Raw genomic sequence first — 26,275 nt, forward strand, 5'->3', positions numbered from 1 at the left:
TGTCGCTTGCCAGCGTGATGGGACCACCGTGTTGCCACGAGCATGGGACCACTTGGAAGTGTTATCGAGCATGGCGGACCTCGTTTCTGGGGTCAACGGTGACGCGCCCGCGTTGGCGGTAGGAGGGGCCTTCGACGACGAGGGTGTGCGCGCCTGAGGTGAGTCGATCGATGGCGGATTGGGCGAGGAGGGCGTCGGTGGTCAGGCCGAGCCATTCGGCGGGTTCTCGGTTCGACACCCAGATCGTGGCGGCGCGGCGGTGACGTTCGACGACGATCTCGTAGAAGTCGTTGGTTTGGGTGGCGTCGAGGGCCCGCAGCGCGAAGTCGTCCACGATGAGCAGGTCGATGCTGGTCAGGCGTCGGAGCTCGGCCTCGAGGGTGTTGTCGAGCCGGGCCGCCCGCAACCGGGTGAACAGTTTGTCGGCGCGGTGGAAGCCGACGGTCAGGCGGCGACGGATGGCGATGTGCCCGAGCGCGGTGGCGAGGTGGGTTTTGCCGACGCCGACGGGGCCGAGGATGAGGACGCCGGTGCCGGCTTCGGCGAACCGCAGGGTGGTCAGGTCGGACCACAGGTGCCGGTCGTAGGTGAGGTCGGGTTGGTCGTCGAAGGTGTCCAGCCGCATCGTGGGGTCCAGGCCGGCCTTGGCGGCGCGGAGGGTCGCGGAGCGGCCCTCGCGGCGGGTGACCTCGTCGGACAGGACGAGTTCGAGGAACGCGGCGTGGCCCAGCTGTTGCTGGCGGGCCAGGTGGAGCCGTTCGGGCAGGGTGTCGGCCATGCCGCCCAGCTTCAGGGCGCGCAGGGTGCGGGTCAGGTCGACGCCGACCGGGTCGACCGGCGCCGGGGGTCTGGTCATGGTGGTCATCGGTGCTCCTCCTCGAAGAGGGTGTCGGGTCCGTCGTCGCGGACCAGGGTCAACGTGGCGACCGGACCGCCGGCGGTGGGGGTCCGGTGACTGGCAGGGGTGGTCCCCTGGATGGCAGCGGGGCTGGTCCGGTCACTGGCGAAGGCCGTCGGCCGGGTGGCGAACTCGGCGGGTTGGCGGGCGAACCGGCCGCCGGGGATGGTGCCAGTCGGTAGCAGCGGCAGGGTGTCCTCGGTGGCCCGCTCCAGCATGGAGGCGATCTTGGTGACCGACACCACGTCGAGGTCCAGGGCGCGGGAGCAGGCGGCTTCGACCGGCCCGTTGCCGTAGCGGCGGACCAGCCCAAGGAGCCGGTACACCGCGCGCATCCGCGTCCACGGCAGCGGGTCGTCCAGGAGCCGCTCGGCGTAGATCCCGATACTCGACCCGTGGACCGCGCACGTGCTGATCAGGCGGGTCAGGTCCCGTAACGCGTAGCCGGACCTCTCTGCGGGCAGGTCGTCGCGGTCGGTGGATCGGCCCCCCGGCGCTTGGCGGGGGTGGGTCTTGACCAGCCGGCCCCGGTGGTACAGCTTGACCAGTTCCCGGTCGGCGCGCACGTCCAGCTGGTGGCCGAGGTAGGCGCCGGGCACCGAGTAGAGGGCGCGGGCGACCTCGACGTGGAAGTCGCGGTGCACCTTCACGGTCTTGAACACGGGCACGTCATACGCCGGCGGGACGGGCAACAGCACCCCGGCCTCGTGCTCGTCGAACACCTCCGCCGGGCGGGCCTGCAGGGTGCCGTGGATCCGCATCCCGGCCCGCTCGGCGCACCACACCGTGGCGCGTTGTTGGGCTTCCTCCAGGCTGGTGAACACCTCACCGGCCCAGAAGTTGCCGCGGACGTACTGCACCGCCCGCTCGACCTTCGGTTTGTCCTTCGGTGATCTGACGCGGGCCGGGTCGGTGCCGAACCCGGCGTGTTGGGCGTAATCGAGCCAGCCTTGGGACAGGCGCGGGTTCACCGGATCGGGGTCGGTGACGATGGCCTTCATGTTGTCGGGGATCAGCACCTTGAACACACCCTGGAAGAACGCCCACGCCGCTTCACAGCCGGCGATGACCGCCACCAACGTCTGCGAGTACGTCAACCAGACGAACAGGTGCCGCGAGTAGCAGGCGGTGAAGATCAGGGCGTGGACCTTCCGCCGGCGACCGTCTTCGCCGGTCAGGTAGCCCAGGTGTCCGAAGTCGACCTGCAGCTCGACGCCGGGCTCGCCGTCGGCGACCCGCACGGTGGTGTCCTTCACGCGGAACCCGCACCGTTCGGCGGCGAACCGGTGCAACGTCCGATACGGCACCACACACCCCTGCCGCGCCAACAGTTCGTGGACCTTCACCACCGACAACGGCTTGGCGTCCTTGCCGTCACCGGCCAACCACACCGCGATCTGCTCCTGGCGGGCTTCCAGGGCCTCCCACGCCGTCCCGTGCCCGTTCGGGCGGGCCGGACGCACCGCCGACACCACCTGAGCGACCAGGTCGTCATCGACCGCCGTGAACCCCGCGTCCCGCTGCAGACCGGCCTCCTGCGCGGCGGCCACATAGCGGCGGGCCGTCTTGCGGTCCACCCCCGCCCGCTCGGCGACTGTCCGCAGCCCGGCGCCCTCGAGCCAGCCGCGGAGTACTTCCCTGACCTCAACCACACTGACCTCCCTGAATCCCACGCCCGTAGACCTCCATGACGGCGACACCGACACGGCGATCCAACGAGCCGACCCAGGACCCACCGGCAAGACACGCCGGGTGGTCCCATGACTGGCAATCCAAGTGGTCCCATGAACCTGGCAGAAAACCCGCTACCCCGGTCCCATGCTCATGGCAGGCGACAGTCATGCCCTGACCTGCCACGGTCTGGAACCCCGACTGGATCCCGTCCTGCAGCCCCGATTCCTCGTACCCCCGCAACACCGAGCACGTCGCAACGCGCTCGGGATGGTGTCGGAGCGCACCCGCTCCATGCCGCGCGGCCTCCTCAAGAGCGGGATTCGGATCGCACCCGCGGACCGCGCCCTCGTTGACGCAGCACGACGTCGCGAGGTGGCGCCCACGTGTCGACGACGCTTGAAAACGAGGCCATAGCGACGGGGTGGTTTCCAGTGGTGGTTGCAATGGAGCTGACCAAGGGAGGTTCTGTTGTCGACTCGTCGGATCAAGAAGGGGCCGGGCCGGCGGCCATTGTCGTTGGCGCGTCGTCGGTTCATAGAGTTGCTGGCCCAGGGGTGGGCGTTGCGCGCCGCATGCCGTGAGGTCGGGGTCAGCCGCAGCACGGGGAACAACTGGAAGCACGGCAGCAAGGTGAAGTTGAAGGATGGCACGGTGAAGTTCGTGCCGCCCTTGGAGCCGTTGTCGACCCGGGTCATCTCGCCACGGTTCCTGTCGGAGGCGGAGCGGATCACGATCGCTGACCTGGCCAGCCAGGGTCTGGGGCCGACGGCGATCGCCGAGCTGATGGGACGCTCACCCTCGACGATCAGCCGGGAGTTGCGCCGCAACCTGCATCCCAGTGGCCAGTACCGGCCCTTCCATGCCCACGCGGCGGCAGCGAGCCGCCGCCGTCGGGTGCGGACCACGAAGCTGGAAGCAGACACCGAGCTGCACGCGTTCGTGTCGGACAAGCTCCACCAGAAGTGGAGTCCCCAGCAGATCAGCCGCGCGTTACGGCTCGCGCATCCCCACGATCCCGGACGGCGGATCAGCACCGAATCGATCTATCTGGCCTTGTACCGGCCCGGTGTCGGCTTGATGACCGCGCCCTCGCCGTTGCGGACCGGCCGGGACCAGCGTCGTGCCCACTGCCGTCAGGTCCGGTCCCGCCGCCGGTTCGCCCAGCCGATGATCAGCATCCACGAGCGCGGCTTCGACCCCACCGACAGGGGTGAGTCGGGCCACTGGGAGGGTGACCTGATCGTGGGCCCCCACCACCGCTCAGCGATCGGCACCCTAGTCGAGCGCCAGACCCGCTACGTCAAGCTGCTGCACCTCACGAGCCAGGACTCCCTCACCCTGTGCGCCTCACTGGCCGCGGCCCTGGGGCCGTTGCCCGCGGGACTGCGGAACAGCCTGACCTGGGACCAAGGCACCGAGATGGCCCGCCACCTTGAACTCACCCGAGACACCGGGATCCGGGTCTACTTCTGCGATGCCGCGAGCCCGTGGCAGCGTGGCAGCAACGAGAACACCAACGGACTCCTGCGCCAGTACTTCCCCAAGTCCACCGACCTGGCCCAGCACAGCGCCGGCGACCTCGCCCGCGTCGAAGCCGAACTCAACCAGCGCCCCCGACGGATCCTGGAAGACCGCACCCCAGCCGAGCTGTTCAACGCCCTGCTAGCCTCCCAGAATCACCATCCTCCATTGCGATGACTGCTGGAAACCACCGCGTCGGAACGGCCTCGTTTTCGAACGTCGTCGACACCACGAGGCTGCAGGCGCTGACGATGACGGTCCTGCAGCGCAGGATCACCACCTTCGACCGGCTCACCGCACAGATCGGAGCCTGCGGTGACGCCAACACCGGTCCCATCCAGGACGGGATGATCGCCTTCCGCGCGGGCGCTTGGTCTCCTCCGGAGGAAACACTGATCCGGGCAGTCGCAGCCGATCCGCGGCTCCCGGCCATGCACGCCAACATCCGTCTCGAGGACGCCGAAGGTCGTTTCATCGGTACTCCGGACGGCTACTTCACCGATGCCGGCGTCGTCGTCCAGGTGCACTCGCGTGAGTTCCACACGGGGGAGGACGAGAACGGGCAGGACCGGTGGGGCGTCACCGTGCGACGGGACACTGAGTACCAGACCCACGGCCTTGTGGTGGTACAGGTCATTCCCGAAGCGCTCGACGCGGACCTCCCTGGCTTCCTGGACAGGCTCGCGTTGGTCCTGGCAGCCCATCGCGGCCGCGGACCGCGTGGCGTCCGCGTGCGAGCGAGGAACTCCACGCCCGGCGCGGCCGCTCGCCTGCCTGCCTGAGTTCTGTTCGCAGCCCGAGGCGTCCGGTTGTGCCCTCGGGCTAGGCACGCCGTGGGACATTTCCGGGTGGAAGATCCCCAAGAATCCTCGGGGTTCTTCCACCCGGAAATGCATCACTCCTCCAGCGTGCGACGCAACTTGCGCCAGTCACGCCACGCGCCGATGCGTTCGATGGCGTAGCCGACGAGGAGGCCGAGGAGGACGCCGACGATGATGCCGAGCAGCGGTTGCTCCTGGAACAGTGAGCCGGCCGCCAGGCCGATGGAGACGGCGAAGACGGCCCACAGGAGTGTCGCGAACGCGTCGATGATCATGAAGCGCTTGTAAGGCAGGCGCACGTAGCCCGCGACCATGTTGATGGCGATGCGATAGCCGGGGATGAACCGCCCCGAGAGGAGCACCTCCGGCCCCTTGTGGTGGATGACGTGGTGCGCCCGCGCCAGGATCCGTCCCCCCCGCTCACCCCGGAAGATCTTCTCCAACGGGATACTGCGCCCGATCCAGTACGCCGTGTTGTCGCCCGCCCAGGCACCGCCCAGCGCCACCACCGCGAGGAGCCAGAGCTGCACCGGGCCGCCATGCGTGCTCGACAGCGCCGCCATCGCGATCACGATCGACTCGCTCGGCAAGGGCGGGAAGAACCCGTCCAGCCACGTCAGCAGCCCCGTGGCGAGGTACGTCCACCACTCCCCCGCGTGGTCGAGGATGGCGTTCTGAATGAGGTCATAGAACTCCACGGGTCAGGCGCTCATCCGATGGCGGGGATCCATGACTGCAGCATGCCAGAGCGCGCGAGACCCCCTGCGCTCGCGCGGGGGATCACCTACCGCTCCCACCCCCCAACCAACCTTTCCTGAGAGTTTCCCAGCCTTCCCTTTGCTTTTTCTCAGACTTTGCCTAGTCTGGAACGGCGGTCCGGGCCATCCGTCCGGACGTCCCGTGAAAGGAAGAACATGAAGCACAACCCCAAGCGGATGCTCGCCATCGCCGCGTCGACGGCAGTCGCCGTGGGCGGCTCCATCGCCTTCGCCCAGCCCGCGCACGCGGCCTCGGTGTGGGACGCCGTTGCCCAATGCGAGTCCGGCGGCAACTGGTCGATCAACACCGGCAACGGCTACTACGGCGGGCTGCAGTTCAGCTCCTCGACGTGGCGCGCCTTCGGCGGCGCGCAGTACGCACCCTATGCACACCAGGCCACCAAGGCCGAGCAGATCACGGTCGCGCAGCGCACCCTTGCGGTCCAAGGCCCCGGCGCCTGGCCGACCTGTTCCCAGATGGCCGGCCTGACGAAGGCAAACGGCGGCGCCACCGGCTACTCGGCACCTGCCCCCGCGAAGGCCGTGACTCCCACGGAGACGACGACCCAGAAGGCCGAACCGAAGAAGGCCGAGCCCAAGAAGGCCGAGCCCAAGAAGGCCGAGCCCAAGAAGGCCGAGCCCAAGAAGGCCGAGACGAAGAAGGCCACCGCGCCGAAGCGCGCCGCGACCGTCAAGAGCGTCGCCACGACGGGCAAGCGCTTCATCACGGTGAAGGCAGGCGACACGCTGAGCGAGCTCGCCGCCGAGCACGGCGTCAAGGGCGGCTGGCGCACGCTGTGGGAGCGGAACGCCTCCCAGATCAAGGACCCCAACCTGATCTTCGTGGGCCAGACCATCAACCTCTGACCCACGCACCAAGCGCACAGGAGGCCCCCACCGCACCCGGTGGGGGCCTCCTTGCCGTCTGGCGTGTCAGCCCACCGGACGCCGGTGGATCGACTTGTAGGTGAGGTAGGCCGCCAAGCCCTCGGGGCCGTACTCCACCCCCATCCCCGAGTCGTGGCGTCCTCCGAAGGGGGCCGCATGGTTGGACGCGAAGAAGTTGATGCCCACCGAACCCGAGTCCACACGCTCGGCGACCCGCTGGGCGTGCTCCGGATCAGACGAGAAGACGATCCCGCCCAGGCCGAACGGGGTGTTGTTGGCCAGTTCGACCGCCTCGTCCTCGTCGGTGTACTTCAGGATCGTGATGACCGGGCCGAAGATCTCCTCGCGCGCCACGCGCATCTCGGGGGTGACGTCGGCGAGCACGGTCGGCTCGATGAAGAACCCGGGCGAGCGCGTTCCGCCGCCGCTGGCGACCGTCGCGCCCTCCTCCCGTGCCGACGCGATGAAGCCGTTCACGATGTCGAACTGCGCCGCCGAGGCGACCGGGCCGAACACCGTGGCCTGATCGTTCGGGTCCCCCAGCGGACTGGCCTCGATCGTCCGCACGACCATGTCCACGACCTCGTCGTAGCGCTCGGCCGGAGCCAGGATGCGGGTGGAGATGTAGCAGGTCTGCCCGCTGTTGCGCAGGCACGAGCGGACCAGCACCGAGCTCATCGCGTCCAGGTCGGCGTCCGGCAGGACGATCGCGGACGACTTGCCCCCGAGCTCGAGCGTGACCGGACGCAGGAGTTCACCGCAGGCCGCGGCGATCCGGCGACCGACCGGTGTGGAGCCGGTGAAGGCGATCTTGTCGACGTCCGGGTGCCGGACGAGGGCGTCACCCGTCACGCCGTCGCCACTCACGAGGTTCACGACGCCGGCGGGCACACCCGCGGCGGTCGCGGCCTCGACGATGTAGCGGATGGACAGCGGTGTGGTCTGCGCCGGCTTGATCACGACGGTGCAGCCGGCCATCAGGGCGGGGGCCAGCTTGATCACGACGAGGTTGATCGGGAAGTTCCACGGCGCGATGAGGCCGCAGACCCCCACCGGGTCCCGGCGGACCACCGACTCGAAACCGCCCGCCGGGGCCGGTCGGACGTCGTCCGCCTCGAGCAGGGGGGCCAGGCCCGCGAAGTAACGCAGGATGGACGCCGCGTTCGCCGCGCCCCCCGCCGACTCACTGACCGGCTGGCCGTTCTCGCGCGTCACGGTCGCAGCGAGACCCTCGGCTCGCATCTCGACCTCGTCGGCCATGCGGCGCAGGATCTCGGCACGCTCGGCCGGACGCATCCGCGGCCAGGGCCCCGCGTCGAAGGCGTGGCGCGCGGCCGCGACGGCCGCGTCGACGTCCTCACGGCTGCCGTTGGGTGCGGTCCCCCACACCTCTTCCGTGGCCGGGTCGACCACCTCGAGCAGTTCGGTGCCGATGCTGGCGACCCAGCTGCCGTCGATGAAGTGGTCGTTCTCCCGCGTCCACTTCAGCGCATGCGCGCCGGCTGTGGTCATGCCAGCACCTCCGCGAGCAACAGGCGCCGGGAACGCTCCAGGTGGCCGGTACCCATGGCGATGCCGGCCTCGGTGAGCAGCTCGGGGATGATCTCGCTGCCCAGACGATCCATGTACGCCGACGGCGTCAGCTTGAACCAGGAGTGCGCCAGCGCGATGCCGGCATGGTCGAAGCGCCACAAGCGGTCGGCGTCCCGCATGAGCGCGTCCTCCAGGGACAGGGCCTCCGGACGGGTGTCGTGGCCGTCGATGATGGCGCACACGTCCTCGACGAACTCCTCGGGGTATCCGAGGCCGGGCAGGACCTCTCGGGCCACGTTGCAGCCCTGGCGCTCGTGTTCGAAGCGGATCTCGGCCTTGCGCCAGTCACCGCTGAAGCCCTCGGACAGGATCCGGTCCTCGTCGACAAGCGCCCAGCCGATGTCGTGCAGCAGCACGGAGACCCGGACGACGAGCGAGTCCGCCTCGGGGTGGGCTGCACAGAGCCGGTCGGCGAAGGCCATGGAGATGGGCAGGTGGATGTCGTTGTTGCGAGCCCTCACCAAGTGGTTGACCGCTCTCCAGATGGGGTCGAGGTCGTCCGGGATCGTGTCCACGACGATCGGGCTGGTGTCGATGGGGCCCGTCGCCTGGACGGGTGTGGGCGGCAGCGGCGTGCGCATGTCAGTCCTCCTCGACGGACGTGATCAGGGTCTTGAGTGCCACGGAGGCGTCCGCGGCAGCGTCGGCGGGGATGGTCGCCCGCTGGGTGAGTGCCGACTTCACGGCCATGAAGTCGAGCGGGGCGTTGATGCAGTCCGCGGCGATGAGCCGCCCCTGCCGGTAGTACAGGACGCTGTGGCGTCCCTTGGCCGGGTCCTCACGGACGACGGTGGCGTCCGCACCGTTGGACAGGCCGGCGATCTGCAGCTTGAGGTCACCCTGGTTCGACCAGAACCAGGGGATGAGCTCGTACTCCTCGGACCGTCCGGTCACGGAGTACGCCGCCACCTTGGCCTGCTCGACGGCGTTGTTCACGCTCTCGAACCGGATGCGGTCCCCCGCGGGTGCGCCCGGGACGGGGTTGGGCAGGTTGGCCACGTCGCCCAGGGCGATGGTGTGCCCGTCCGAGGCCACCGAGTGCTGGTCGACGCGGATGCCGTTGTCGCACTCCAGGCCGATCCGCTCCGCCAGCTCCGTGTTCGGGATGACGCCGATGCCGACGAGCACGAGGTCGGCCTCGAGCGTGGAGCCGTCGTCCAGTTCGACCGCGCTCACCCGGTCGCCGTGGCCGACGATGCGGGTGAGCTTGCAGCCCAACCGCACGTCGAGGCCCGCCGCCACGTGGTGCTGGTGAAGGTAGTGGGAGGTCTGCTCCCCCACCGCCCTGCCGACCAGGCGCGGGCCGGCCTCCAGGACGGTGACGTCCTTGCCCATCGACTGCAGGCTCAGCGCGGCCTCGAGGCCGATGAACCCGCCTCCGAGGACCACCACCCTCTGGACGTCCGGGACCCGGGCCCGCAACTCGAGGGCATCGTCGGCGTTGCGCAGGTAGAGGACGCCGGGTAGGTCGGCCCCCTCCACGAGGAGGCGGCGGGCACGGGCCCCGACGGCGAGCGCGAGCCGATCGAAGGGGAACGACCGACCCGACATCGAGTGGGCGACGCCGGAGCCGTCCTCGCCCTTCTCCACCCGCAGGATCCGCTCGTTGGGCACGACGGTGATGTTGTGCTCGTCCCAGTACTCCTGGCTGCGGAAGATGAGCGTCTCCTTGCCCACCTTGCCCTGCAGGTAGTCCTTCGACAGGGCGGGACGCTGGTACGGACGGTGGTTCTCCTCCCCCAGCAGGGTGATGGCACCCTCATGTCCCAACGCGCGCAGCGAAACGGCGAGCTGCACGCCCGCCTGTGACGCGCCGATGATCAGGAGCCCGTGCTCGTCGGCCATGTCAGACCTGCGTCTCGGGGGTGGTCACGTGCAGGTCCATGCCCTCGGTGACCTTGATCTGGCAGGACAGGCGCGAGTTCTCCCGGCGATCCACGGAGGTGCCGTAGAGCATCTCGTCCTCCATCTCCTCCACGGGAGGAAGGGAGGCGAACTCGGCCTCGTCCACGAAGACGTGGCAGGTGGCGCACGAGAGGGAACCGCCGCACTCGGCCACGATGCCGGGGACGCCGTTGCGCACGGCGGTCTCCATCACGGAGTCGCCCACGTTGGCCTCGATCGTGCGGCTGGTGCCCTCGGCATCGGTGTAGGTCACGGTTGACATGAGTGTTCTCCTAGATGAACTGGCGGCCACCGTCGACGACGATGGTCTGTCCGGTGATGAAGGTGCTGTCGGGGCCGGCCAGGAACAGGGCCGCGCCGACGATGTCCTCGGGTTCACTGGCCCGCTTGAGGGAACCGCGGTCCACGCCGTAGGAGGCAGCGGCCTCGCCCATGATCCCGTAGCTGGCCTCGGTGAGGGTGAAGCCGGGAGCGATGGTGTTGACGCGGACGCCGCGGCGTCCGAGCTCCTTCGCCAGGACGCGGCTGAGGCCGATGACGCCTGCCTTGGATGCGACGTAGTGGGCCCACTTCTCCGACCCGCTGTACACGGTCGCGGAGGCGAGGTTGACGATGCTGGAGCCGTCGACGAGGTAGGGGCTGCAGGCGCGGGCCATGAGCCACGGGCCCTTGAGGTTGACCGCCATGACGGCGTCCCACTCGGCGGGATCGATCTCCTCCATCGGAGTCCGGTTCAGGGTGGCGTAGATCGCGGCGTTGTTGATCAGGACGTCGATCCGTCCGCCGCCGAACTCCGCGACCCGGGCAGCCAGCGCCTCGGTCGACTCGGTCGAGGTGACGTCCACGCGGCCATGCCAGGCCGGGACGCCGTGCTCCTCGACGAGGCGGGCCGTCTCGGCGACGCCGGCCTCGTTGACGTCGGCGACCGCCACCCGGTGGCCGCGGGCGGCGAAGCCGAGCGCGAACGCCCGACCCAGCCCTCCCGCGGCCCCCGTGACCAGCACGGTGCGCTGATCAGACACCGGCGGGCTCCTCGTCGTGGTGAACCTCGAAGCGCGGCAGGTCGTCCAGGATCTCGACGGTGCCCTTGCCACCGTCGACCCGGAGCATCTGGCCGGTCCGGATGGTGGTGGACGCCGAGCCGGTGCCGGTGACGGCCGGCAGCGCGTACTCGCGGCAGACGATCGCGGCGTGGCTCATCATGCCGCCGATGTCGGTGACGGCCGCGGCGATCTTGCCGAAGATCGGACCCCAGGAAGGCGCCGTGACCGGGGCCACCAGGATCTCGCCGGGCTTGACGTCGGCCAGCTCGTCGGAGGTCATGATGACGCGGGCCGGCCCCTCGGCGATGCCCGGGGAGGCCGCCATGCCCTTCAGACCCGAGCCCTCCTCGTCGTCGGAGAGCCACTGCTCGACCTGCTCGGTGGTGATGCCCCAGAGCATGCGGGTGAACGGCTCGGTGATCGACTCCGGGGGCGTGTTCAGCGCGGGCTGCGGACGACGCGTCTTGAGCGCGTCCACGATCTTGGTGCGCTCCTCGATGATCGGTCGCCAGTGCACCTCACCCAGCGCGCGCGGGGCGCCGACGCCCCACCAGGTGATGTAGTCGAACAGGGCCTCGCGGACCTCGGTGCGGGTGAGGTACAGGATGTCGTCGTCCTCGTCCCAGAAGTTCGCCTCGACGAACAGCTTCGACAGCTCGCGGACCTTGCGCCAGAAGATGCCCATGGTCCAGTGCTCGATGTAGAAGTTGTGGTTCTCGACGTACGGGTACGCGGTGGCTGCGAGCTGGCGCTTGGCATCGAAGGCGTCGCGGGCGTCGTCATCCAGGAGGTCGCGGTACTCCTCGACGATGCGGTCCTTCTCGCGGATGAGCTCCTCGATCGGACGCATGATGTCCTGGCCCTCCTCGAGTCGGCGCAGGTAGTCCTTGATGTAGTCCAGCGGGATCTCGGGGTGGGCGTTCCAGTACTTGTCGTGCCCGTAGAAGCCGTTGCCGACGGTGAAGTTGAACCACGGGTCCTGGGCCTTCTCCCACATGGTCATCCAGACCGGGCCGGCGGCCGAGTGCGCGATGGCGCGCAGGGTGGCCTGGGCGTCCGAGACGTCCTCGAAGTGTTCGTGCAGCTCGAGCTTCTGGGCCAGCAGTGCGAGCTTCTTCAACTCGTCGTCCGGGCGGAAGAGCTCCATGTCGACGCCCTGGACCATCGTCGCGATCGACTGGTCGGGGATGTTGGGGAACACCTCCTTGCAGAAGTTGAAGAAGTCCAGGTAGGCGATGTAGCCGAGGTTGAGGAACTCGAAGTGGTACTGCCAGTTCTGGTAGGCCAGCGCGATGAGCTTCTCGAAGTTGCTCATGATGACCTCGGAGCCGTCCAGGCCCTTGCCGGTGTAGATGTCCTCGATCGGGACCTTCGTCGGCAGCGGCTTGAACTCGATGGCCTCCATCTCGTCGATCGTGGCCTTGACCTTGACGTGCCAGGCCGCCAGCAGGCGCTCCCAGTTCTGGAAGTAGTAGCCCACGCGCTCCTCGAAGTCGGGAACACGCTCGGCGATCTTGTCGGGATCCACCGACACCGGCGACATGTACAGGTAGCCGAGGTGGATGCGGAACTCGATGCCGTTGGCGTTGGGGATCATGAGGTGACGGGAGTTGACCTGGCCCAGGCACTTCACGGCGAACTCGCCGCCGATGGTCTCGAAGGGCTTGAAGACGGTCGGCCAGTGCTGGCTGTCACAGAACCAGAACTTGTCGTCCTCCTCCGCCTTCATCTCGTCCTGGAAGACCAGGTAGTACGGGTAGATCTTCTCCCAGCCTTCGGCGCCGGGCGGCGTCTCGAGGTCGGAAGGCTTCGGGAATGACTTCTTGGTTGCCATGTCGGGAGGTCCTTTCAGGAGTGGTGGAGGGGGCCGTTGACGTCAGGCCACGGGCCAGCGGGGCTCGGCCGGGGTCTTCTTGGTGCCCAGCATCGAAGCGGTGATGCTGCTCATGGAGTACTTCGGGGCCGGCGCTGCCGGAGCGTTCTCCGGCTTCGGCTTGTTGGAGTGGATGGTCTCGGGACGGGACTGCAGGAGGAGGAGGTTCTGGCCCTCGGGCAGGTCGTTGTCCAGTGCCCACTCGATGTCCTGCGGCGACTTGTAGTGCTTCTCGCACCGCTTGGCCATGAGCGCGATGGCCCGGAGCTCGTCGTCGGTGATGCAGCGGACGCTGCTGCGCTCCGGCTCGACCTCGCGCTCGACCAGGCTCTTGGTCTCCGGGTCGGGGACGAGTTCGGCGTGCTTGTCGCCGATGTGCTCGTAGACGGTGGCCAGGGTGACCTTGTCGAGCATGATGTTGTCCGGGGTGACCTGGCCCGAGACCACCATCTCACCGACGCCGTAGGAGGCATCGATGGTGATCTTCGACCGGTCACCGTTGGTCGGGTCCATCGTGATGGCGACGCCGGACCGGCCCGCGTTCACCATCTTCTGGATGGCCACCGCCATCCCGAGGCCCTCATCGGAGATGTTGTTCTTCAGGCGGTAGATGATGGCGCGCGACGTGTAGAGCGACGCCCAGCACTTGCGGACGTGGTGGGTGACGTTCTTCACCCCCGTCAGCCAGAGGTACGTGTCCTGCTGGCCGGCGAAGCTGGCGTCGGGGAGGTCCTCGGCCGTGGCCGACGAGCGGACCGCGACCGGCACCTCGCCCCCGCACTGCGCCATCAGCGCCTCGTACGCGGCGTAGGTGGCCTCGCGGATCTCCTGGGGCATCTCGTACTTCATGATCCCGTCCCGGATGCGGGCGGAGATCTCGTCGACGGTCTTGATGTCCTCGGGATCCACCCCCTTGAGCTCCTCCGCGATGGCCTCCGCGATGCCGGCGTCCTCGATGAACTTCTCGTACGAGGCGGTGGTCACGGCGAAGCCGGGAGGGACGGGCATGCCGGCGGTGGTCATGGAGACCAGCGAGCCGCACTTGCCGCCGAGCTGGGCATGGTCGGGCTCGATGCCGGCGTCGAACGGCCAGGTGTAGGTGGTGTCGATGGTCATGGGTCTCAGGACTCCCAAGTGACGGGCATGGACGTGGGGACGCGGAACGAGAGGTTCTCCAGGAAGTCGATGTCGGCCCCCTCGGCGAGGCGCAGGGTGGGGACCAAGCGGGTGATCTCCTCCGTCGCGATCTTGGCCTGCAGCTTGGCGAGCTGGTTGCCGAGGCAGACGTGGATGCCGTAGCCGAAGGACAGGTGCTCGCGGGCGTTGGGGCGCTCGATGTCGAAGGCCTCGGGATCGGTGAAGTGGCCCTCGTCCCGGTTGGCCGAGCCCATGACCAGCAGCAGCTCGGAGCCCTCGGGGATGGCGACGCCGCCCACCTCGGCGTCCTTCAGGGCCTTGCGGCGCCACGCGACGATCGAGCCGGAGTAGCGCAGGACCTCGTCGATCGCACCCGGGATCTTGCTCGGGTCCGCCACGACGGCCTCCCAGGCCTCTCGGTGCGACAACAGCACCCGGATGGTGTTGGTGATCAGGGTGGTGGTGGTCTCGTGTCCGGCGAACAGCAGGCTGTAGCAGACCGATGCGATCTCGTGGTCGGTGATGGGGTCACCCTCGGCCTGAGCGCGGACCAGGTCGTAGACCAGGCCGTCGCCGTCGGGGTGGGCGTGCGCGTTGGCCACCAGCGCCTGGCAGTCGTTCCAGTAGTCCACCAACTTGTGCGCGTAGGGGATCTGCTCGGAGTCGGTCAGGTTGCCCCACGTCATGGCGGCGCGAGCCTCGGACCACGACTTCAGCTGGTCGATGCGAGCCTGGTCCGTCGGCTCCCCGTAGAGGCTCAGGATGGTGATGGTGGGCAGGTCGTACGCGATGTCGCGGTAGACGTCGGCCGTGCGCTCCGGCTTGGCCAGCATCGTCTCGATCATCCCCACGACGTTCTCGCGGATCATCGGCTCCATGGCCTTGTAGCGACGCGGGGTGAAGGCGCGCTGCACGACCTTGCGCAGGCGGGTGTGGTCCGGTGGGACGCGCGCCGACAGGCCGGAGTAGGCGGTGAAGCCGCCCTCGGCCATGATCTTCTTCGCGGCCTCGCCGCGGTCGCGGACCGGCTTCTGCGCGTTCTCGCTGGAGAAGGTCTCCCAGTCGGTGAAGACGGCCTTCACGTCGTCGTACCGGCTGACGACGTAGAGGTTGGTCCGCTCGTCGAACATGACCGGCTCCTCGTGGCGCAACCGTGCGTAGGACGGGAAGGGATCCTTCATGTCGAACGGCTCGTACCCGTGGTGATCCACCGGGCATGCACCTGCGGGTGCGTTCTGGGTGTCGAGGTTCTGGCCCACGGTCACTCCTTCGTGTCGAGGTTTGCCTCAGCCTGTCTCCTCTTCGCCACGGCAGCAACGGTTGTCTTCCATTGAATGGAAGCGGGTGATTCGGTGAGCTCCTCGGCCAACCGGGCGACGGCCACCAGGCGCCCGGCCACGCCCAGCATCGTCGGCAGGTGACGCATCAGGAGATCTGCCTGGGTCGACTGGACGACCATCCCGATCGACACCCGGACGCGGCCGTCCTCGGAGAAGACCGGCACGGCCAGCGAGGCGGCGCCCACCCGGACCTCCTGGTTGGTGCGGGCGTACCCCTGCTTCCGCACCTCCGCCATCTCCGCGAGCAGGGCCCGGGGACGGATCCGCGTGTGCTGCGTGGGCGCCTCCAAGGGACCATTGACGTACGCCTGCTGGAACCACTCCTCCTGGTACGCGAGGATGACCTTCCCCACCGCCGTCGCGTGGAGCGGGAGCCTCCCGCCGACCCGGGACGCGCGCGGAACCCGGCGCGAGCCGTAGATCCGGTCGATGTAGAGCACTTGGCGCCCGTCGTGCAGCGCGAGGTGCACCGTCTCACCCGTCAGGGAGAAGAGGTCCTGCAGGTGCGGACGTGCCGCCTCACGCAGCGGACGGGAACTGTTCTGGGCGATCTCCCAGAGCCGGACGCCGATGGCGTACTGCCCGCTCGGATGCCGGACGAGGGCGCCGCCCTCGACCAGCTCGCCCACCAGGCGGTGGGCGGTGGGCAACGGCAGGTCGGCCTTCTCGGCGATCGTGGTCAGCGAGACGCTCGGGGCCCCCGAGCCGAACACCTCCAGGATGGCCAGCACCTTGGACGTGACCGACCGGCCCGCCTGAGCCTCTGAACGGCGCGCCATGGCTCACCCGGCCAGCGCGGCCAACCGATCGCTGACGTCGACGCGCGCGAGCGCCGCCAGCGCTCGTGCGATGCGGCGTCCGGCGTCGGTGAACAGGTGTTCGTGGACGCGCCCCTCGATCAGGGCCAGCGTCTCGTCGGCCGGGAGGCCGAACCAGCCCTGCACCGTCCGGACGCCGTGCGGGGTGAGGCGCCACAGCTTGTCCGCGTCCTTCACCAGCGCGTCCTCGAGCGAGAGCGCCTCGGTGCGGCTGTCATGGCCGTCGATGATCTGGACCACGCGCTCGACCAGCTCCGGCGGTGCCTCCAGTGATTCCAGCACCGCTCGTGCCATCGCGGCACCCTCGCGCTCGTGCAGCAGGACGAGGTCGGGGCGTCCACCGCCCGGCGCGATGGCGCTGAGCACCTCCGCCGGTGGGACACGCGACCAACCGATGTCGTGGAGCAGGATCGCGGTCTCCACCACGCGCGCGTCCGCCTCGGGGTGCTCCGCCAGCAGCGTGGTCGCCAGGGAGTGTGCGTACAGGGTGTGGACGTCGTTGTCCCTCACGTCCAGGTACGGGACAGCTGCGTCCCACACGCGTGCCGTCATGGCATCCATGACCCCATGTAACCGTGTGCGGGGGCAGGAACCAAGCGGCGGTGACCGGGTGACCGGTCACCGCCGCTCGGGCAGGGGGGCGCGACTCAGCGAGCCGCGGTGCCCTCGACGTAGTCGTCGTCGTGGCTCTTGACCCACGCCATCAGCTTGCGGAGCTCCCTGCCGGTGGCCTCGATCGGGTGCTTCTCACCGTCGGCGCGGAACTTCTTGAACTCCGGCGCGCCGGCGTCCTGGTCGTCGATGAAGCGCTTGGCGAACGCGCCGGACTGGATGTCACCGAGAACGGCCTTCATGTTCTCCTTGACGCGGGCGTCGATGACGCGCGGCCCCGACACGTAGTCACCGAACTCTGCGGTGTCGGAGACCGACCAGCGCTGCTTGGCGATGCCGCCCTCGTACATGAGGTCGACGATCAGCTTCAGCTCGTGCAGGCACTCGAAGTAGGCGACCTCGGGCTGGTAGCCCGCCTCGACGAGGGTCTCGAAGCCGGCCTGGACGAGGGCGGACGCCCCACCGCACAGGACGGCCTGCTCGCCGAACAGGTCGGTCTCGGTCTCCTCGGTGAAGGTCGTCTTGATGCCACCCGCGCGCAGGCCACCGATGGCCTTGGCGTAGGACAGCGTCAGCGGCCAGGCGTTGCCCGTGGCGTCCACCTCGACGGCCACGATGACCGGGACGCCGCGACCCTCCGAGTACTCGCGACGGACGAGGTGTCCCGGACCCTTCGGGGCGACCATGCACACGTCGACACCCTCGGGCGCCTTGATGTAGCCGAAGCGGATGTTGAAGCCGTGCGCGAAGAACAGCGCGTCGCCGGGCTGCAGGTTCGGCTCGATGTCCTCGGCGTAGATCGTCCGCTGGTGCTGGTCGGGGGCCAGGATCATGATCTGGTCGGCCTCGGCGGCGGCCTGGGCCACCGACACGACGCGGAGGCCCTCGGCCTCGGCCTTGGCGCGCGAGGACGAGCCTTCACGCAGGCCGACCCGGACGTCGACACCCGAGTCGCGCAGGCTCAGCGCGTGCGCGTGGCCCTGGGAGCCGTAGCCGATGACGGCGACCGTGCGACCCTGGATGATCGACAGGTCGGCGTCGGCGTCGTAGAACATCTCTGCCATGTGGGTTTCTTCCTTACTGGTTACTGGTCTGTGCGGGTCTGGGTTTCAGTGTGTCATCACCGGACGCCGGGACGCGCCCGGTCGACCTTGGCGGAACGGTCGGTCAGCGACTTGGAGCCGCGCCCGAGGGCCACGAGGCCGGACTGGACGAGCTCCCGGACGCCGTACGGGCGCAGCATCTCCAGCAGCGCTTCCAGCTTGTCGGGGCTGCCTGTCGCCTCGATGACCAGCGAGTCGTTGTGGACGTCCACGGTCCTGCCGCGGAACAGCTGGACGATCTCGATGATCTGGCTGCGAGCGACCGGGTCGGCCCTCAGCTTGACCAGGAGGAGCTCACGACGGACGGCCGAGTCCTCCAGCTCCACGATCTTGAGCACCTCGACCAGCTTGTTGAGCTGCTTGGTGATCTGCTCGAGGATCTCCGCGCGCTCCACGCCGACCTGCAGCGTGATGCGGCTGATCTCGGGGCGCTCGGTCGGGCCGACGGCGAGGCTCTCGATGTTGTAGCCGCGCCGGGCGAACAGGCCCGAGATGCGGGCCAGGACGCCGGGCTTGTTCTCGACGATGACGCTCAGGGTGTGCGTGTTCACAGGATCTCGTCCTCCCAGTCGGGCGCCATGTCCTTGGCGATCATGATGTCGTCGTTGCTCGTGCCGGCCGCGACCATCGGCCACACCATCGCGTCCTTGTGGACGACGAATTCGACCACGACCGGGCGGTCGTTGATCTCGAGCGCCTTCTTGATGACCTCGTCGACCTCGTCGACGGTCTCGGCCCGCAGGCCCACGGCGCCCATCGATTCCGCGAGCATCGGGAAGTCCGGCACGCGCCGGCTCTTCAGGTCGGTGTTGGAGTACCGCTCGCCGTAGAACAGGGTCTGCCACTGGCGCACCATGCCCAGCGACTCGTTGTTGATGACGGCGATCTTGATCGGGATGTCGTTCAGCGTGCAGGTGACCAGTTCCTGGTTGGTCATCTGGAAGCAGCCGTCCCCGTCGATGCCCCACACGGTGGCGTCCGGCTGGCCGACCTTGGCGCCCATCGCGGCCGGGACGCAGTAGCCCATCGTGCCGGCGCCGCCGGAGTTGAGCCAACGCCCGGGCTTGTCGAAGGGCAGCAGGTGGGCGGCCCACATCTGGTGCTGGCCGACACCCGAGGCGTAGATGGCGTCCCCGGACAGCTCGCCGATGCGCTTGATGACGTACTCGGGGCTGAGGACGCCGTCCTTGGTGGGCTCGGGGTCGAGCGCGTACTTCACCTTGAGGTTGGAGAGGTAGGCCCGCCACGCGGCGTAGTCACCGAGGTCCTCACCACGCAGCACCTGGTTGAGCTCGGCGATGGTCAGCTTCACGTCGCCCACGATCGGGACGTCGACCTTGCGGTTCTTGCCGATCTCGGCCGGGTCGATGTCGGCGTGGATGATCCTGGCGTCGGGCGCGAAGGTGTCGAGCTTGCCCGTGACCCGGTCGTCGAACCGGGCGCCGAGGGTGATCAGGAGGTCGGAGCGCTGCAGGGCGCCGACCGCCGAGACCGAGCCGTGCATGCCGGGCATCCCCATGTGGAGCGGGTGCTCGTCCGGGAACGCACCACGAGCCATCAGCGTGGTGACCAGCGGGATCTGGGTGATCTTGACGAGGTCGGCCAGCTCCTCGTAGGCCTGCGCCTTGACCACGCCGCCCCCGACGTACAGCACCGGGCGGGACGCCTGGGCGATCAGCTTGGCCGCCTCGCGGACCTGCTTGGAGTGGGGGGTCACGGTTGGCTTGTAGCCGGGCAGGTCGAGCTCGTGGGGCCACTCGAAGGGGGCCTTGCCGGTCAGGGCGTCCTTGGTGATGTCGACCAGCACGGGGCCGGGGCGTCCGGTGCCGGCGATGTGGAAGGCCTCCTTGATCGCGCCCGGGATGTCCTCGGCGCGGGTCACGAAGAAGGAGTGCTTCGTGATCGGCATCGTGATGCCGCGGATGTCGGCCTCCTGGAACGCGTCCGTGCCGACGGCCGTCGAGGCCACCTGCCCGGTGATCGCGACGATCGGGACCGAATCGAGGTAGGCATCGGCGATGCCGGTGACCAGGTTCGTCGCGCCGGGTCCGGACGTCGCCATGCAGACGCCGACGCGTCCCGTCGCCATCGCGTAGCCCTCGGCCGCGTGCGCGGCGCCCTGCTCGTGGCGCACGAGGATGTGGCGGATCAGCTCGCTCTGGCCGAGCGGGTCGTACGCCGGCAGGATCGCGCCGCCGGGAATGCCGAAGATGACGTCTACACCGACACGCTCGAGCGACTCGACGAGGGCCTGCGCCCCCGTGAGTGATTTGAGCTGGTGGTCATCAGTCATGTGATCATCCCCTTCGGTGTCGGTGTGCTGGCATGGGCGGGTAGCAACAAAAAACCCCCGCTGCCGACAAACTGGGCAGGCGAGGGAGCGCGTCGTCGAGAGTCGGGGACTCAGGCGACGCGCGTGGTAACTACGAGAGCGCTCATGTGCACGAAGGACACCCTAGCGCCAGTTCCCCATCACTTCACACCGGACGGGACGAAATGTCCGCGATCTGGGACCGGGCCGGCATCAGGGCGTGAGCGCGGCGAAGACCTCGTCCGTGTCGATGCCGTCGACCCTGTCCACCATCGCGGAGAAACCGGCGTCATCGGCGAAGCGGGGCATGAGGTGGACATGGAGGTGGAACACCGACTGTCCTGCGTCGGGGCCGACGTTCGACACGATGTTCAACCCCGAGGCCCCCAGCCGATCCATGAGGAGCCGTCCGACCGACGCGATGGTCGGGGCGAGTGAGGCGAGGACGTCGGCGTCCGTCAGGGCGTCGGGGACGTGCGTCCTGGACACCACCAGCGTGTGCCCACGCTTGAACGGTGCCACGTCGAGGAACGCGATGGCGTGCTCGTCGGCATGGACCTGCTTGCTGGGGATCTCTCCCGCGACGATCCGGCAGAAGATGCAGTCGGGGTTGGTCGTGCTGGTGGGAACCATGTCAGCGCACCTCGAATCCGGCCCCGGAGAGGCCTTCCTTGATCTGTCCCACGGTGAGTGTGCCGTAGTGGAAGACGGACGCCGCGAGCACGGCGTCCGCGCCGGCCCGGGCGGCGTCGACGAAGTGTCGCACGGTGCCCGCCCCACCGGAGGCGACGACCGGCACGTCGACGACGGCGCGGACGGCCTCGATCATCTCGAGGTCGAATCCGTCGGTGGTGCCGTCGGCGTCCATGGAGTTGAGCAGGATCTCCCCCGCCCCGCGCTCGACGGCCTCGCGGCACCAGTCGATGGCGTCCAGGCCCGCGGACCGGCGTCCGCCGTGGGTGGTCACGCCGAAGCCGGACGGTTGGGCCGCCTCACGGCGAGCGTCCAGGCTGAGGACGACGACCTGGCGGCCGAATCGCGACGCGATCTCGTTGATGGCCTCGGGACGCGCGATGGCGCCGGTGTTGATGCCCACCTTGTCCGCCCCGCTGCGCAGGAGTCGGTCCACGTCCTCGACACCGCGGACGCCTCCGCCGACGGTCAGCGGGATGAAGACGGTCTCGGCGGTGCGCGACACCATCTCGTAGGTGGTCTCACGCCCTTGCGACGAGGCGGAGATGTCGAGGAACGTCAGTTCGTCGGCACCCTGCTCGCCGTAGATGCGTGCGAGTTCGACCGGGTCGCCGGCGTCACGCAGGTTCAGGAAATTGACCCCCTTCACCACGCGGCCGTCGTGCACGTCGAGACACGGGATCACCCGGATTGCCACACCCATGGCGTCCAGCCTAACGACAAGGCCGAGGGCCGCGAGTGATCTCCCGGCCCCCGGCCGCTCGGGAGGGGGTGTGCTGCACGTGGGTGTGCGTGGCGGGGGCGGGCGGTCAGTCCTTCACCGCCCCACCGGTGGTGTTCATGATCTGGCGCTGGAAGATGAAGAACAGCACCGCGACGGGGATGGTCATGATGGCCGCCGCCGCCAGCTTCAGCGGGAACTGGTTGCCCTGACCCAGTCCACCGCCGGCGAGGCCGGCGACACCCTTGGTGAGTGTGGTCAGCTCCGGGCTCTGGGTGGCGACGATGAAGTGGCTGTACTCGTTCCATGACCCCTGGAAGCTCAGGATGACGATCGTGATCAGCGCCGGGCGCGCCATCGGCAGCACGATCGACCAGAACGTCCGGAAGGTGCCGGCACCATCGATGCGCGCCGCCTCCTCCACCGCCGAGGGGATCGACTCGAAGAAGTTCTTCATGATGAACACGCCCGCGGCGTCCACCAGCAGCGGCAGCACCATGCCCGCGTAGCTGTTGTAGATGCCCAGCTGGTTCAGCACCAGGAACTTCGGGATCAGCAGCACCACGCCCGGCACGCTCATCACGGCGATCAGCAGCACGAAGATCGCCTGCCGCCCGGTGAACCTCAGCCGCGCCAGCGCGTAGCCGGCCAGCGAGTTGAAGAACACCCGGCCCGCGGTGACGAGCACGGTCACGATGAAGGAGTTGGCCATCCACCGCGGGTAGTCGGAGTTGTTGAACAGCCGGTCGTAGGCGGCCACCGTCCACGTCGCCGGCAGCAGCGACATCGGGTTGGCGGTCGCGTCGTCGTCGGTCTTGAACGACGTCGCCACCTGCATCAGGAACGGGTAGATGTAGAACAGCGCCAACACGGCGAGCACGAGCAGTGCCACCCGGGCCGCTGAGCCCATCCGGTTCGAGCGGTGCTTCACCGACGTGGACGCCCCGGGCTCGGCCCGGCGCGGGGTTGCGGTGGTGGTCATCCGACACCTCCCCCGGTGGTCGTGGTGGTCTTCCGGGCGGCCAGCGCCGTCGCCGAGACGAGTTCGGCCCGCTTCCCGCGACGCATGTCGCCCCGGGTGGTCTTGGTGGCGTCCGCCTCGCCGAGGACGAGCCGCTGCAGCAGGGTCATCAGCACGATGATCCCGAACAGGATGAATGCGATCGCCGCGCCCTGGCCCCACTCGCCGTCGTTGAACGCCTTGGTGTAGCTCATGTACGCCGGCGTCATCGTGGTCTTCGCCGGACCACCCTTGGAGCCGATCGCGATCTGGTCGAACACCTGCCAGGTGCCGATCAGGCCCAGGGTGAGGACGGTGAAGATCGTCGGCCGCAGCAGCGGCACGGTGATGTGCCGGAACCGCTGCCAGGCGGTGGCGCCGTCCATGATGCCGGCCTCCTCGGTCTCGTCGCCGATGCTCTGCAGGGCGGCGATGAAGAGCAGCATGAAGGTGCCCGAGGTGGTGAAGATCGCCATCATGATGAAGGCGGTCATCGCCACCGAGGGTCCCTGCAGCCACTGGTAGGCCGAGATGCCCAGGAAGCCGGGTTGGGCGAGCGCGCCGGTCTCGGTGACGCCGAGCGGGGCGAGCAGCAGGCCGAGCACCCCGCGCGGGTCCTGGAACCAGTTCGGCCCGTTCACCGACAGCCAGCCCAGCGCCTTGTTGACGGTGCCGGAGGCGTTGAACAGGAACAGCCACAGGGTGGTGATCGCCACCGAGCTGGTCACCGACGGGAAGTAGAAGGCGGTGCGGAAGAAGCCCTTGCCCGTGAGGTTCTTGCGGGTCACCATGACCGCGAGGAACAGCGAGGCGACGGTCTGCAGCGGCACGACCAGCAACACGTAGTACAGGTTGTTGCGGATCGCGAGCCCGAAGTCGCGGCCGACCAGGCCGCGGCCGGAGACGATCGCCTCGTAGTTCTTGGTGCCGACGAAGTTCACCCCGCTCGACAGGGGGCTGCCGTTGCCACTCCAGTCGGAGACACTCACCCACAGCGCCATCAGCACCGGGACGGCCAGGAACAGCCCCAGGATGACGACGGTGGGTGAGACGAAGGACCAGCCGGCGAGGGGCTGGCTGTTCGCCTTCCCTCGCCGGCGCGGCGTCGCGTGGACGGTCATGGGACCTACCCGATGCCTCGATCAGCCCTCGACGACCGGCTGCAGGTTGGACTGCACCTGGTCGAGGATCGCCTTGGGGTCCTTGGTCTTCAACTGCGACAGCTCGCTGTTGAAGTCCTTGATGACGTCGGCGGCACCCACCTGCGCGGGCAGGTTCTGCGCGTACTCGGCGCCCTTGATGAAGGCGGCCATCTCGGGGTTGGCCTTGCTCCACTCGGCCTCGGCCGACTTGACCGACGGCATGACGCCGAAGCCCTTGGCGAAGGCGAGCTGCTGCTCGGGGGAGGTCAGGAAGGTGACCAGGTCGATGGCACCGGCGGTGTTGTCACCCTTGGCCGCGACGCCCCAGCAGTTGGTGTACTGCAGGGTGCCCTTGCTCTTGCCGGCGGGCAGCTCGACCGCGGCGTACTTGACGTCGGAGTAGTCCGACTTCATCGCACCGGTGATCCAGTTGCCCTCGATCACCATGGCGGCCATCTTCTTGCCCAGGGCCTCGCCGCCCCAGCCTGCGCCGAGGTCGGAGCTGTAGGCCATCCAGCCGTCCGTCATGCCCTGCTTGACGAAGGCGAGGGCCTCGACGTTGGCGTCCGAGTTCGCGGTCGCCTTGCCGTCGGTGACCAGACCGCCGCCGTTCTGGGCCAGGAAGACGCCGATGCGCTGGATCTCGGGGCCGAACGCGAGGCCGGTCACGCCGCCCTTGGTGAGCTTCTGGGAGACGGCCTTCAGGTCGTCCCAGGTCTTCGGGTAGTCGGCCTCGGTCAGGCCGGCCGCGGCCCACAGGTCGGTGTTGATGATCAGCTGCAGCGTCGAGAAGTCCTTCGGTGCGCACATCAGCTTGCCGTCGACGGTGAACGCGTCACGCAGCGCAGGGTAGAAGTCGTCCTTGTTGGCCAGGTCGTCGCCGTAGGCGAGCAGGTTGCCGGCCTTGGCATAGTTGCCCAGCCCGTCGGTGGAGACGTAGAGCACGTCAGCGGGCGAGCCGGATGCGAAGCCCTGTGCGGCCTCCTGCACCAGGTCGGTGGCCGCGATGACCTTGGCCGGGACGCCGGACTTGGTCGACCACGCCGCCACGGCCTCCTCGACGGCCTTCTTCTCGGCCTCGCCTGAGGCACCGATCAGGACCGACACCTCGTTCTTGTTCGCCTCGGCGGTCTGGCCGGCCGCGGGCGCGGACGCCGACGGGGCGGCCTTGTTGAAGCCGGAGCCGCCGCAGCCGGTCAGGGCGAGGCTGAGTCCGACCCCCACCGCGAGGGCCTGCGCGAGGCGCTTGGTGATCTTCATGGGTTCTCCTTGGTTTCCTTGGTCAGTGCTGCTCTGGGGGCAGCGCGGTGGTGTCAGAGCCGTCCGCGGCGCGGAGGATGACGGTGGGAGCGAGCAGGACGTGCTCGCCGTCGGTGGGCGCTCCCCCGCGCTCGAGTTGGGCGAGGAGGAGTCGGATGCAGTGGCGGGCGGCGTCCTCGATCGGCTGTTCGACCGAGGAGAAGCTGCGGAAGCGTGCGAGGGGGGTGTTGTCGAAACCGACCACGGGGGCCAGGGAATCGGTCGTCGGCTCGCCGTGGCGGTCGTGCCAGGCGAGCATCGCGCCGACCGCGAGGGAGTCGGACGAGCACACAACCGACCGGACGCCCCGCTCGAGCAGGTCCGTCATGGCCTGCCGGCCCAGCGCGATGTCGTCGACCCGCGCCTCCTCGTGCTGGACGCCATCGGTGCCGACGGTGGCCAACCACCCGGCGCGACGGTCGGCACCGACGCCGGAGGGGTCGGGCCAGCCGATCCACCCCACGGGGCCGTGGCCGGCCTCGAGCAGCGCCCGGGTGGCGGCCGCCGTGCCGTGGGCACCGTCGATGTCGACCCATGCGTGGGTCGCCTCGGCGTCCTCCCACGGGCGGCCGAAGGCGACGAACGGGACACCCGCGGCCTGGAGTGCGCGGGGCCGGGGGTCGCCGGCGACCGTGTCGGTGAGCACGCAACCGTCGACCACGCCGCGGTGGACCAGGTCGGTGACCGCCGCCACCTCGGACACGGGCGAGTCCGCGGTGAAGAGCAGGACGCGGTGGCCGACGGCCTGGGCGGCCGTGACCAGCTCGTGGAGGAACCGGTCGAGCACGGCGCCGTTGATGCCGTCACCGGCCGGGGACATGCGCAGCGCGACGGTCTCGGCGCGCTGGCGCCGCAGGGCGCGTGCGGCCGCCGAGGGCCGGTACCCGGCCTTCTCGATGGCCTTCTCGACCCTACGACGGGTGGCGGCGTTGACCCGCTCGGGTCGGTTGATCACGTTCGAGACCGTCTGGCGCGACACGCCACACGCCTCGGCGATCGACTCCAGCGTGGCCCTGGGCTGCTCGGGCACCTCCTTGTCACCTCCTTGTGAGGTTGATCGATCAAAATGCCTTTGACACCTAGATTTGATCGATCAAACTAGGGCAAGATTGCTCCCGGTGGACG

Annotated in this window: 25 protein-coding genes; 3 read left to right on the top strand and 22 right to left on the bottom strand. The window is 68.7% G+C overall.

Translation table 11 applies throughout. The annotated features are described in order from the left end of the window. Positions 1–61: 61 nt before the first annotated feature. Positions 62–865, bottom strand: coding sequence for an IS21-like element helper ATPase IstB (gene istB, locus AC5YDA_RS12485; protein WP_496189084.1), 804 nt, complete (start codon positions 863–865; stop codon positions 62–64). Beyond that, positions 862–2,571, bottom strand: coding sequence for an IS21 family transposase (istA, locus tag AC5YDA_RS12490; RefSeq protein ID WP_496192733.1), 1,710 nt, complete (start codon positions 2,569–2,571; stop codon positions 862–864). Before istA ends, istB begins: the two co-directional genes overlap by 4 nt. 469 nt (positions 2,572–3,040) lie before the next feature. Between istA and AC5YDA_RS12495 the strand changes: the two genes are divergently transcribed. Both AC5YDA_RS12495 and AC5YDA_RS12500 read left to right on the top strand, forming a co-directional pair. Continuing rightward, positions 3,041–4,270, top strand: coding sequence for an IS30 family transposase (locus tag AC5YDA_RS12495; protein WP_496189519.1), 1,230 nt, complete (start codon positions 3,041–3,043; stop codon positions 4,268–4,270). After that, on the top strand, positions 4,267–4,875 hold the full coding sequence (locus AC5YDA_RS12500) for a hypothetical protein (protein WP_496189520.1): 609 nt from the start codon (positions 4,267–4,269) through the stop codon (positions 4,873–4,875). The genes AC5YDA_RS12495 and AC5YDA_RS12500 overlap by 4 nt, the downstream gene beginning before the upstream one ends. Positions 4,876–4,988: 113 nt before the next feature. On the opposite strand, the gene AC5YDA_RS12505 is transcribed toward AC5YDA_RS12500, so the two are convergent. Next, positions 4,989–5,612, bottom strand: a complete 624-nt coding sequence (locus tag AC5YDA_RS12505; RefSeq protein WP_496189521.1) for a DedA family protein — start codon at positions 5,610–5,612, stop codon at positions 4,989–4,991. Between the two features lie 216 nt (positions 5,613–5,828). Between AC5YDA_RS12505 and AC5YDA_RS12510 the strand changes: the two genes are divergently transcribed. Next, positions 5,829–6,539 (top strand): transglycosylase family protein, encoded by a 711-nt coding sequence (locus tag AC5YDA_RS12510; protein ID WP_496189522.1) that lies wholly within the window; start codon positions 5,829–5,831, stop codon positions 6,537–6,539. A 66-nt stretch (positions 6,540–6,605) separates the two neighbouring features. Here the strand turns inward: AC5YDA_RS12510 and AC5YDA_RS12515 are convergent, their stop codons facing one another. From AC5YDA_RS12515 to AC5YDA_RS12605, 19 genes are all read right to left on the bottom strand, one after another. Further along, positions 6,606–8,072 carry an aldehyde dehydrogenase family protein gene (locus AC5YDA_RS12515; RefSeq protein ID WP_496189523.1) on the bottom strand — a complete coding sequence of 489 codons (1,467 nt, stop codon included), beginning with the start codon at positions 8,070–8,072 and terminating at the stop codon, positions 6,606–6,608. Beyond that, positions 8,069–8,734: an HD domain-containing protein gene (locus AC5YDA_RS12520; protein ID WP_496189524.1), complete on the bottom strand. Its 666-nt coding sequence runs from the start codon at positions 8,732–8,734 to the stop codon at positions 8,069–8,071. The genes AC5YDA_RS12515 and AC5YDA_RS12520 overlap by 4 nt, the downstream gene beginning before the upstream one ends. 1 nt (position 8,735) lies before the next feature. Next, positions 8,736–9,998 (bottom strand): NAD(P)/FAD-dependent oxidoreductase, encoded by a 1,263-nt coding sequence (locus AC5YDA_RS12525; RefSeq protein ID WP_496189525.1) that lies wholly within the window; start codon positions 9,996–9,998, stop codon positions 8,736–8,738. A 1-nt stretch (position 9,999) separates the two neighbouring features. Continuing rightward, the gene (locus AC5YDA_RS12530) at positions 10,000–10,320 is read right to left on the bottom strand and encodes a 2Fe-2S iron-sulfur cluster-binding protein (protein WP_496189526.1); all 321 of its coding nucleotides are present in this window, start codon (positions 10,318–10,320) and stop codon (positions 10,000–10,002) included. A 10-nt stretch (positions 10,321–10,330) separates the two neighbouring features. Then, positions 10,331–11,080 (bottom strand): SDR family NAD(P)-dependent oxidoreductase, encoded by a 750-nt coding sequence (locus tag AC5YDA_RS12535; protein ID WP_496189527.1) that lies wholly within the window; start codon positions 11,078–11,080, stop codon positions 10,331–10,333. Further along, entirely contained in the window at positions 11,073–12,935 is a 1,863-nt protein-coding gene (locus AC5YDA_RS12540) for a PEP-utilizing enzyme (protein WP_496189528.1), read from the bottom strand. The genes AC5YDA_RS12535 and AC5YDA_RS12540 overlap by 8 nt, the downstream gene beginning before the upstream one ends. A gap of 42 nt (positions 12,936–12,977) precedes the next feature. After that, positions 12,978–14,090 carry a PEP/pyruvate-binding domain-containing protein gene (locus tag AC5YDA_RS12545; RefSeq protein WP_496189529.1) on the bottom strand — a complete coding sequence of 371 codons (1,113 nt, stop codon included), beginning with the start codon at positions 14,088–14,090 and terminating at the stop codon, positions 12,978–12,980. A gap of 5 nt (positions 14,091–14,095) precedes the next feature. Beyond that, the gene (locus tag AC5YDA_RS12550) at positions 14,096–15,370 is read right to left on the bottom strand and encodes a cytochrome P450 (RefSeq protein WP_496189530.1); all 1,275 of its coding nucleotides are present in this window, start codon (positions 15,368–15,370) and stop codon (positions 14,096–14,098) included. Between the two features lie 2 nt (positions 15,371–15,372). Then, positions 15,373–16,230 carry an IclR family transcriptional regulator gene (locus tag AC5YDA_RS12555; protein WP_496189531.1) on the bottom strand — a complete coding sequence of 286 codons (858 nt, stop codon included), beginning with the start codon at positions 16,228–16,230 and terminating at the stop codon, positions 15,373–15,375. A 3-nt stretch (positions 16,231–16,233) separates the two neighbouring features. Continuing rightward, positions 16,234–16,830, bottom strand: coding sequence for an HD domain-containing protein (locus AC5YDA_RS12560; RefSeq protein ID WP_496193041.1), 597 nt, complete (start codon positions 16,828–16,830; stop codon positions 16,234–16,236). Positions 16,831–16,916: 86 nt separating this feature from the next. Beyond that, entirely contained in the window at positions 16,917–17,945 is a 1,029-nt protein-coding gene (gene ilvC, locus AC5YDA_RS12565; RefSeq protein ID WP_496193042.1) for a ketol-acid reductoisomerase, read from the bottom strand. 56 nt (positions 17,946–18,001) lie between these two features. Next, positions 18,002–18,535: an acetolactate synthase small subunit gene (gene ilvN, locus AC5YDA_RS12570; RefSeq protein ID WP_496189534.1), complete on the bottom strand. Its 534-nt coding sequence runs from the start codon at positions 18,533–18,535 to the stop codon at positions 18,002–18,004. Beyond that, positions 18,532–20,277 (bottom strand): acetolactate synthase large subunit, encoded by a 1,746-nt coding sequence (locus tag AC5YDA_RS12575; protein ID WP_496189535.1) that lies wholly within the window; start codon positions 20,275–20,277, stop codon positions 18,532–18,534. Before AC5YDA_RS12575 ends, ilvN begins: the two co-directional genes overlap by 4 nt. Before the next feature lie 231 nt (positions 20,278–20,508). Continuing rightward, positions 20,509–20,928 carry an HIT family protein gene (locus tag AC5YDA_RS12580; protein ID WP_496189536.1) on the bottom strand — a complete coding sequence of 140 codons (420 nt, stop codon included), beginning with the start codon at positions 20,926–20,928 and terminating at the stop codon, positions 20,509–20,511. A gap of 1 nt (position 20,929) precedes the next feature. Further along, the gene (gene hisF, locus AC5YDA_RS12585; RefSeq protein WP_496189537.1) at positions 20,930–21,691 is read right to left on the bottom strand and encodes an imidazole glycerol phosphate synthase subunit HisF; all 762 of its coding nucleotides are present in this window, start codon (positions 21,689–21,691) and stop codon (positions 20,930–20,932) included. A gap of 106 nt (positions 21,692–21,797) precedes the next feature. Next, positions 21,798–22,691: a carbohydrate ABC transporter permease gene (locus AC5YDA_RS12590; RefSeq protein WP_496189538.1), complete on the bottom strand. Its 894-nt coding sequence runs from the start codon at positions 22,689–22,691 to the stop codon at positions 21,798–21,800. Beyond that, entirely contained in the window at positions 22,688–23,830 is a 1,143-nt protein-coding gene (locus tag AC5YDA_RS12595) for a carbohydrate ABC transporter permease (protein ID WP_496189539.1), read from the bottom strand. Before AC5YDA_RS12595 ends, AC5YDA_RS12590 begins: the two co-directional genes overlap by 4 nt. Positions 23,831–23,851: 21 nt before the next feature. Next, the gene (locus AC5YDA_RS12600) at positions 23,852–25,111 is read right to left on the bottom strand and encodes a sugar ABC transporter substrate-binding protein (RefSeq protein WP_496189540.1); all 1,260 of its coding nucleotides are present in this window, start codon (positions 25,109–25,111) and stop codon (positions 23,852–23,854) included. Between the two features lie 22 nt (positions 25,112–25,133). Continuing rightward, positions 25,134–26,180, bottom strand: coding sequence for a LacI family DNA-binding transcriptional regulator (locus AC5YDA_RS12605; RefSeq protein WP_496189541.1), 1,047 nt, complete (start codon positions 26,178–26,180; stop codon positions 25,134–25,136). Positions 26,181–26,275 lie beyond the last annotated feature (95 nt).

It is taken from the genome of Propioniciclava sp. LT294, from assembly GCF_059516005.1.

Coding starts and splice junctions, on each gene's coding strand:
- AC5YDA_RS12560 (WP_496193041.1), bottom strand. CDS start 16,830: ATGGATGCCATGACGGCACGCGTGTGGGACGCAGCTGTCCCGTACCTG.
- hisF (WP_496189537.1), bottom strand. CDS start 21,691: ATGGGTGTGGCAATCCGGGTGATCCCGTGTCTCGACGTGCACGACGGC.
- AC5YDA_RS12515 (WP_496189523.1), bottom strand. CDS start 8,072: ATGACCACAGCCGGCGCGCATGCGCTGAAGTGGACGCGGGAGAACGAC.
- AC5YDA_RS12540 (WP_496189528.1), bottom strand. CDS start 12,935: ATGGCAACCAAGAAGTCATTCCCGAAGCCTTCCGACCTCGAGACGCCG.
- AC5YDA_RS12590 (WP_496189538.1), bottom strand. CDS start 22,691: ATGACCACCACCGCAACCCCGCGCCGGGCCGAGCCCGGGGCGTCCACG.
- AC5YDA_RS12600 (WP_496189540.1), bottom strand. CDS start 25,111: ATGAAGATCACCAAGCGCCTCGCGCAGGCCCTCGCGGTGGGGGTCGGA.
- AC5YDA_RS12530 (WP_496189526.1), bottom strand. CDS start 10,320: ATGTCAACCGTGACCTACACCGATGCCGAGGGCACCAGCCGCACGATC.
- AC5YDA_RS12525 (WP_496189525.1), bottom strand. CDS start 9,998: ATGGCCGACGAGCACGGGCTCCTGATCATCGGCGCGTCACAGGCGGGC.
- AC5YDA_RS12545 (WP_496189529.1), bottom strand. CDS start 14,090: ATGACCATCGACACCACCTACACCTGGCCGTTCGACGCCGGCATCGAG.
- AC5YDA_RS12555 (WP_496189531.1), bottom strand. CDS start 16,230: ATGGCGCGCCGTTCAGAGGCTCAGGCGGGCCGGTCGGTCACGTCCAAG.
- AC5YDA_RS12580 (WP_496189536.1), bottom strand. CDS start 20,928: ATGGTTCCCACCAGCACGACCAACCCCGACTGCATCTTCTGCCGGATC.
- AC5YDA_RS12595 (WP_496189539.1), bottom strand. CDS start 23,830: ATGACCGTCCACGCGACGCCGCGCCGGCGAGGGAAGGCGAACAGCCAG.
- AC5YDA_RS12575 (WP_496189535.1), bottom strand. CDS start 20,277: ATGACTGATGACCACCAGCTCAAATCACTCACGGGGGCGCAGGCCCTC.
- ilvC (WP_496193042.1), bottom strand. CDS start 17,945: ATGGCAGAGATGTTCTACGACGCCGACGCCGACCTGTCGATCATCCAG.
- AC5YDA_RS12520 (WP_496189524.1), bottom strand. CDS start 8,734: ATGCGCACGCCGCTGCCGCCCACACCCGTCCAGGCGACGGGCCCCATC.
- istB (WP_496189084.1), bottom strand. CDS start 865: ATGACCACCATGACCAGACCCCCGGCGCCGGTCGACCCGGTCGGCGTC.
- AC5YDA_RS12510 (WP_496189522.1), top strand. CDS start 5,829: ATGAAGCACAACCCCAAGCGGATGCTCGCCATCGCCGCGTCGACGGCA.
- AC5YDA_RS12500 (WP_496189520.1), top strand. CDS start 4,267: ATGACTGCTGGAAACCACCGCGTCGGAACGGCCTCGTTTTCGAACGTC.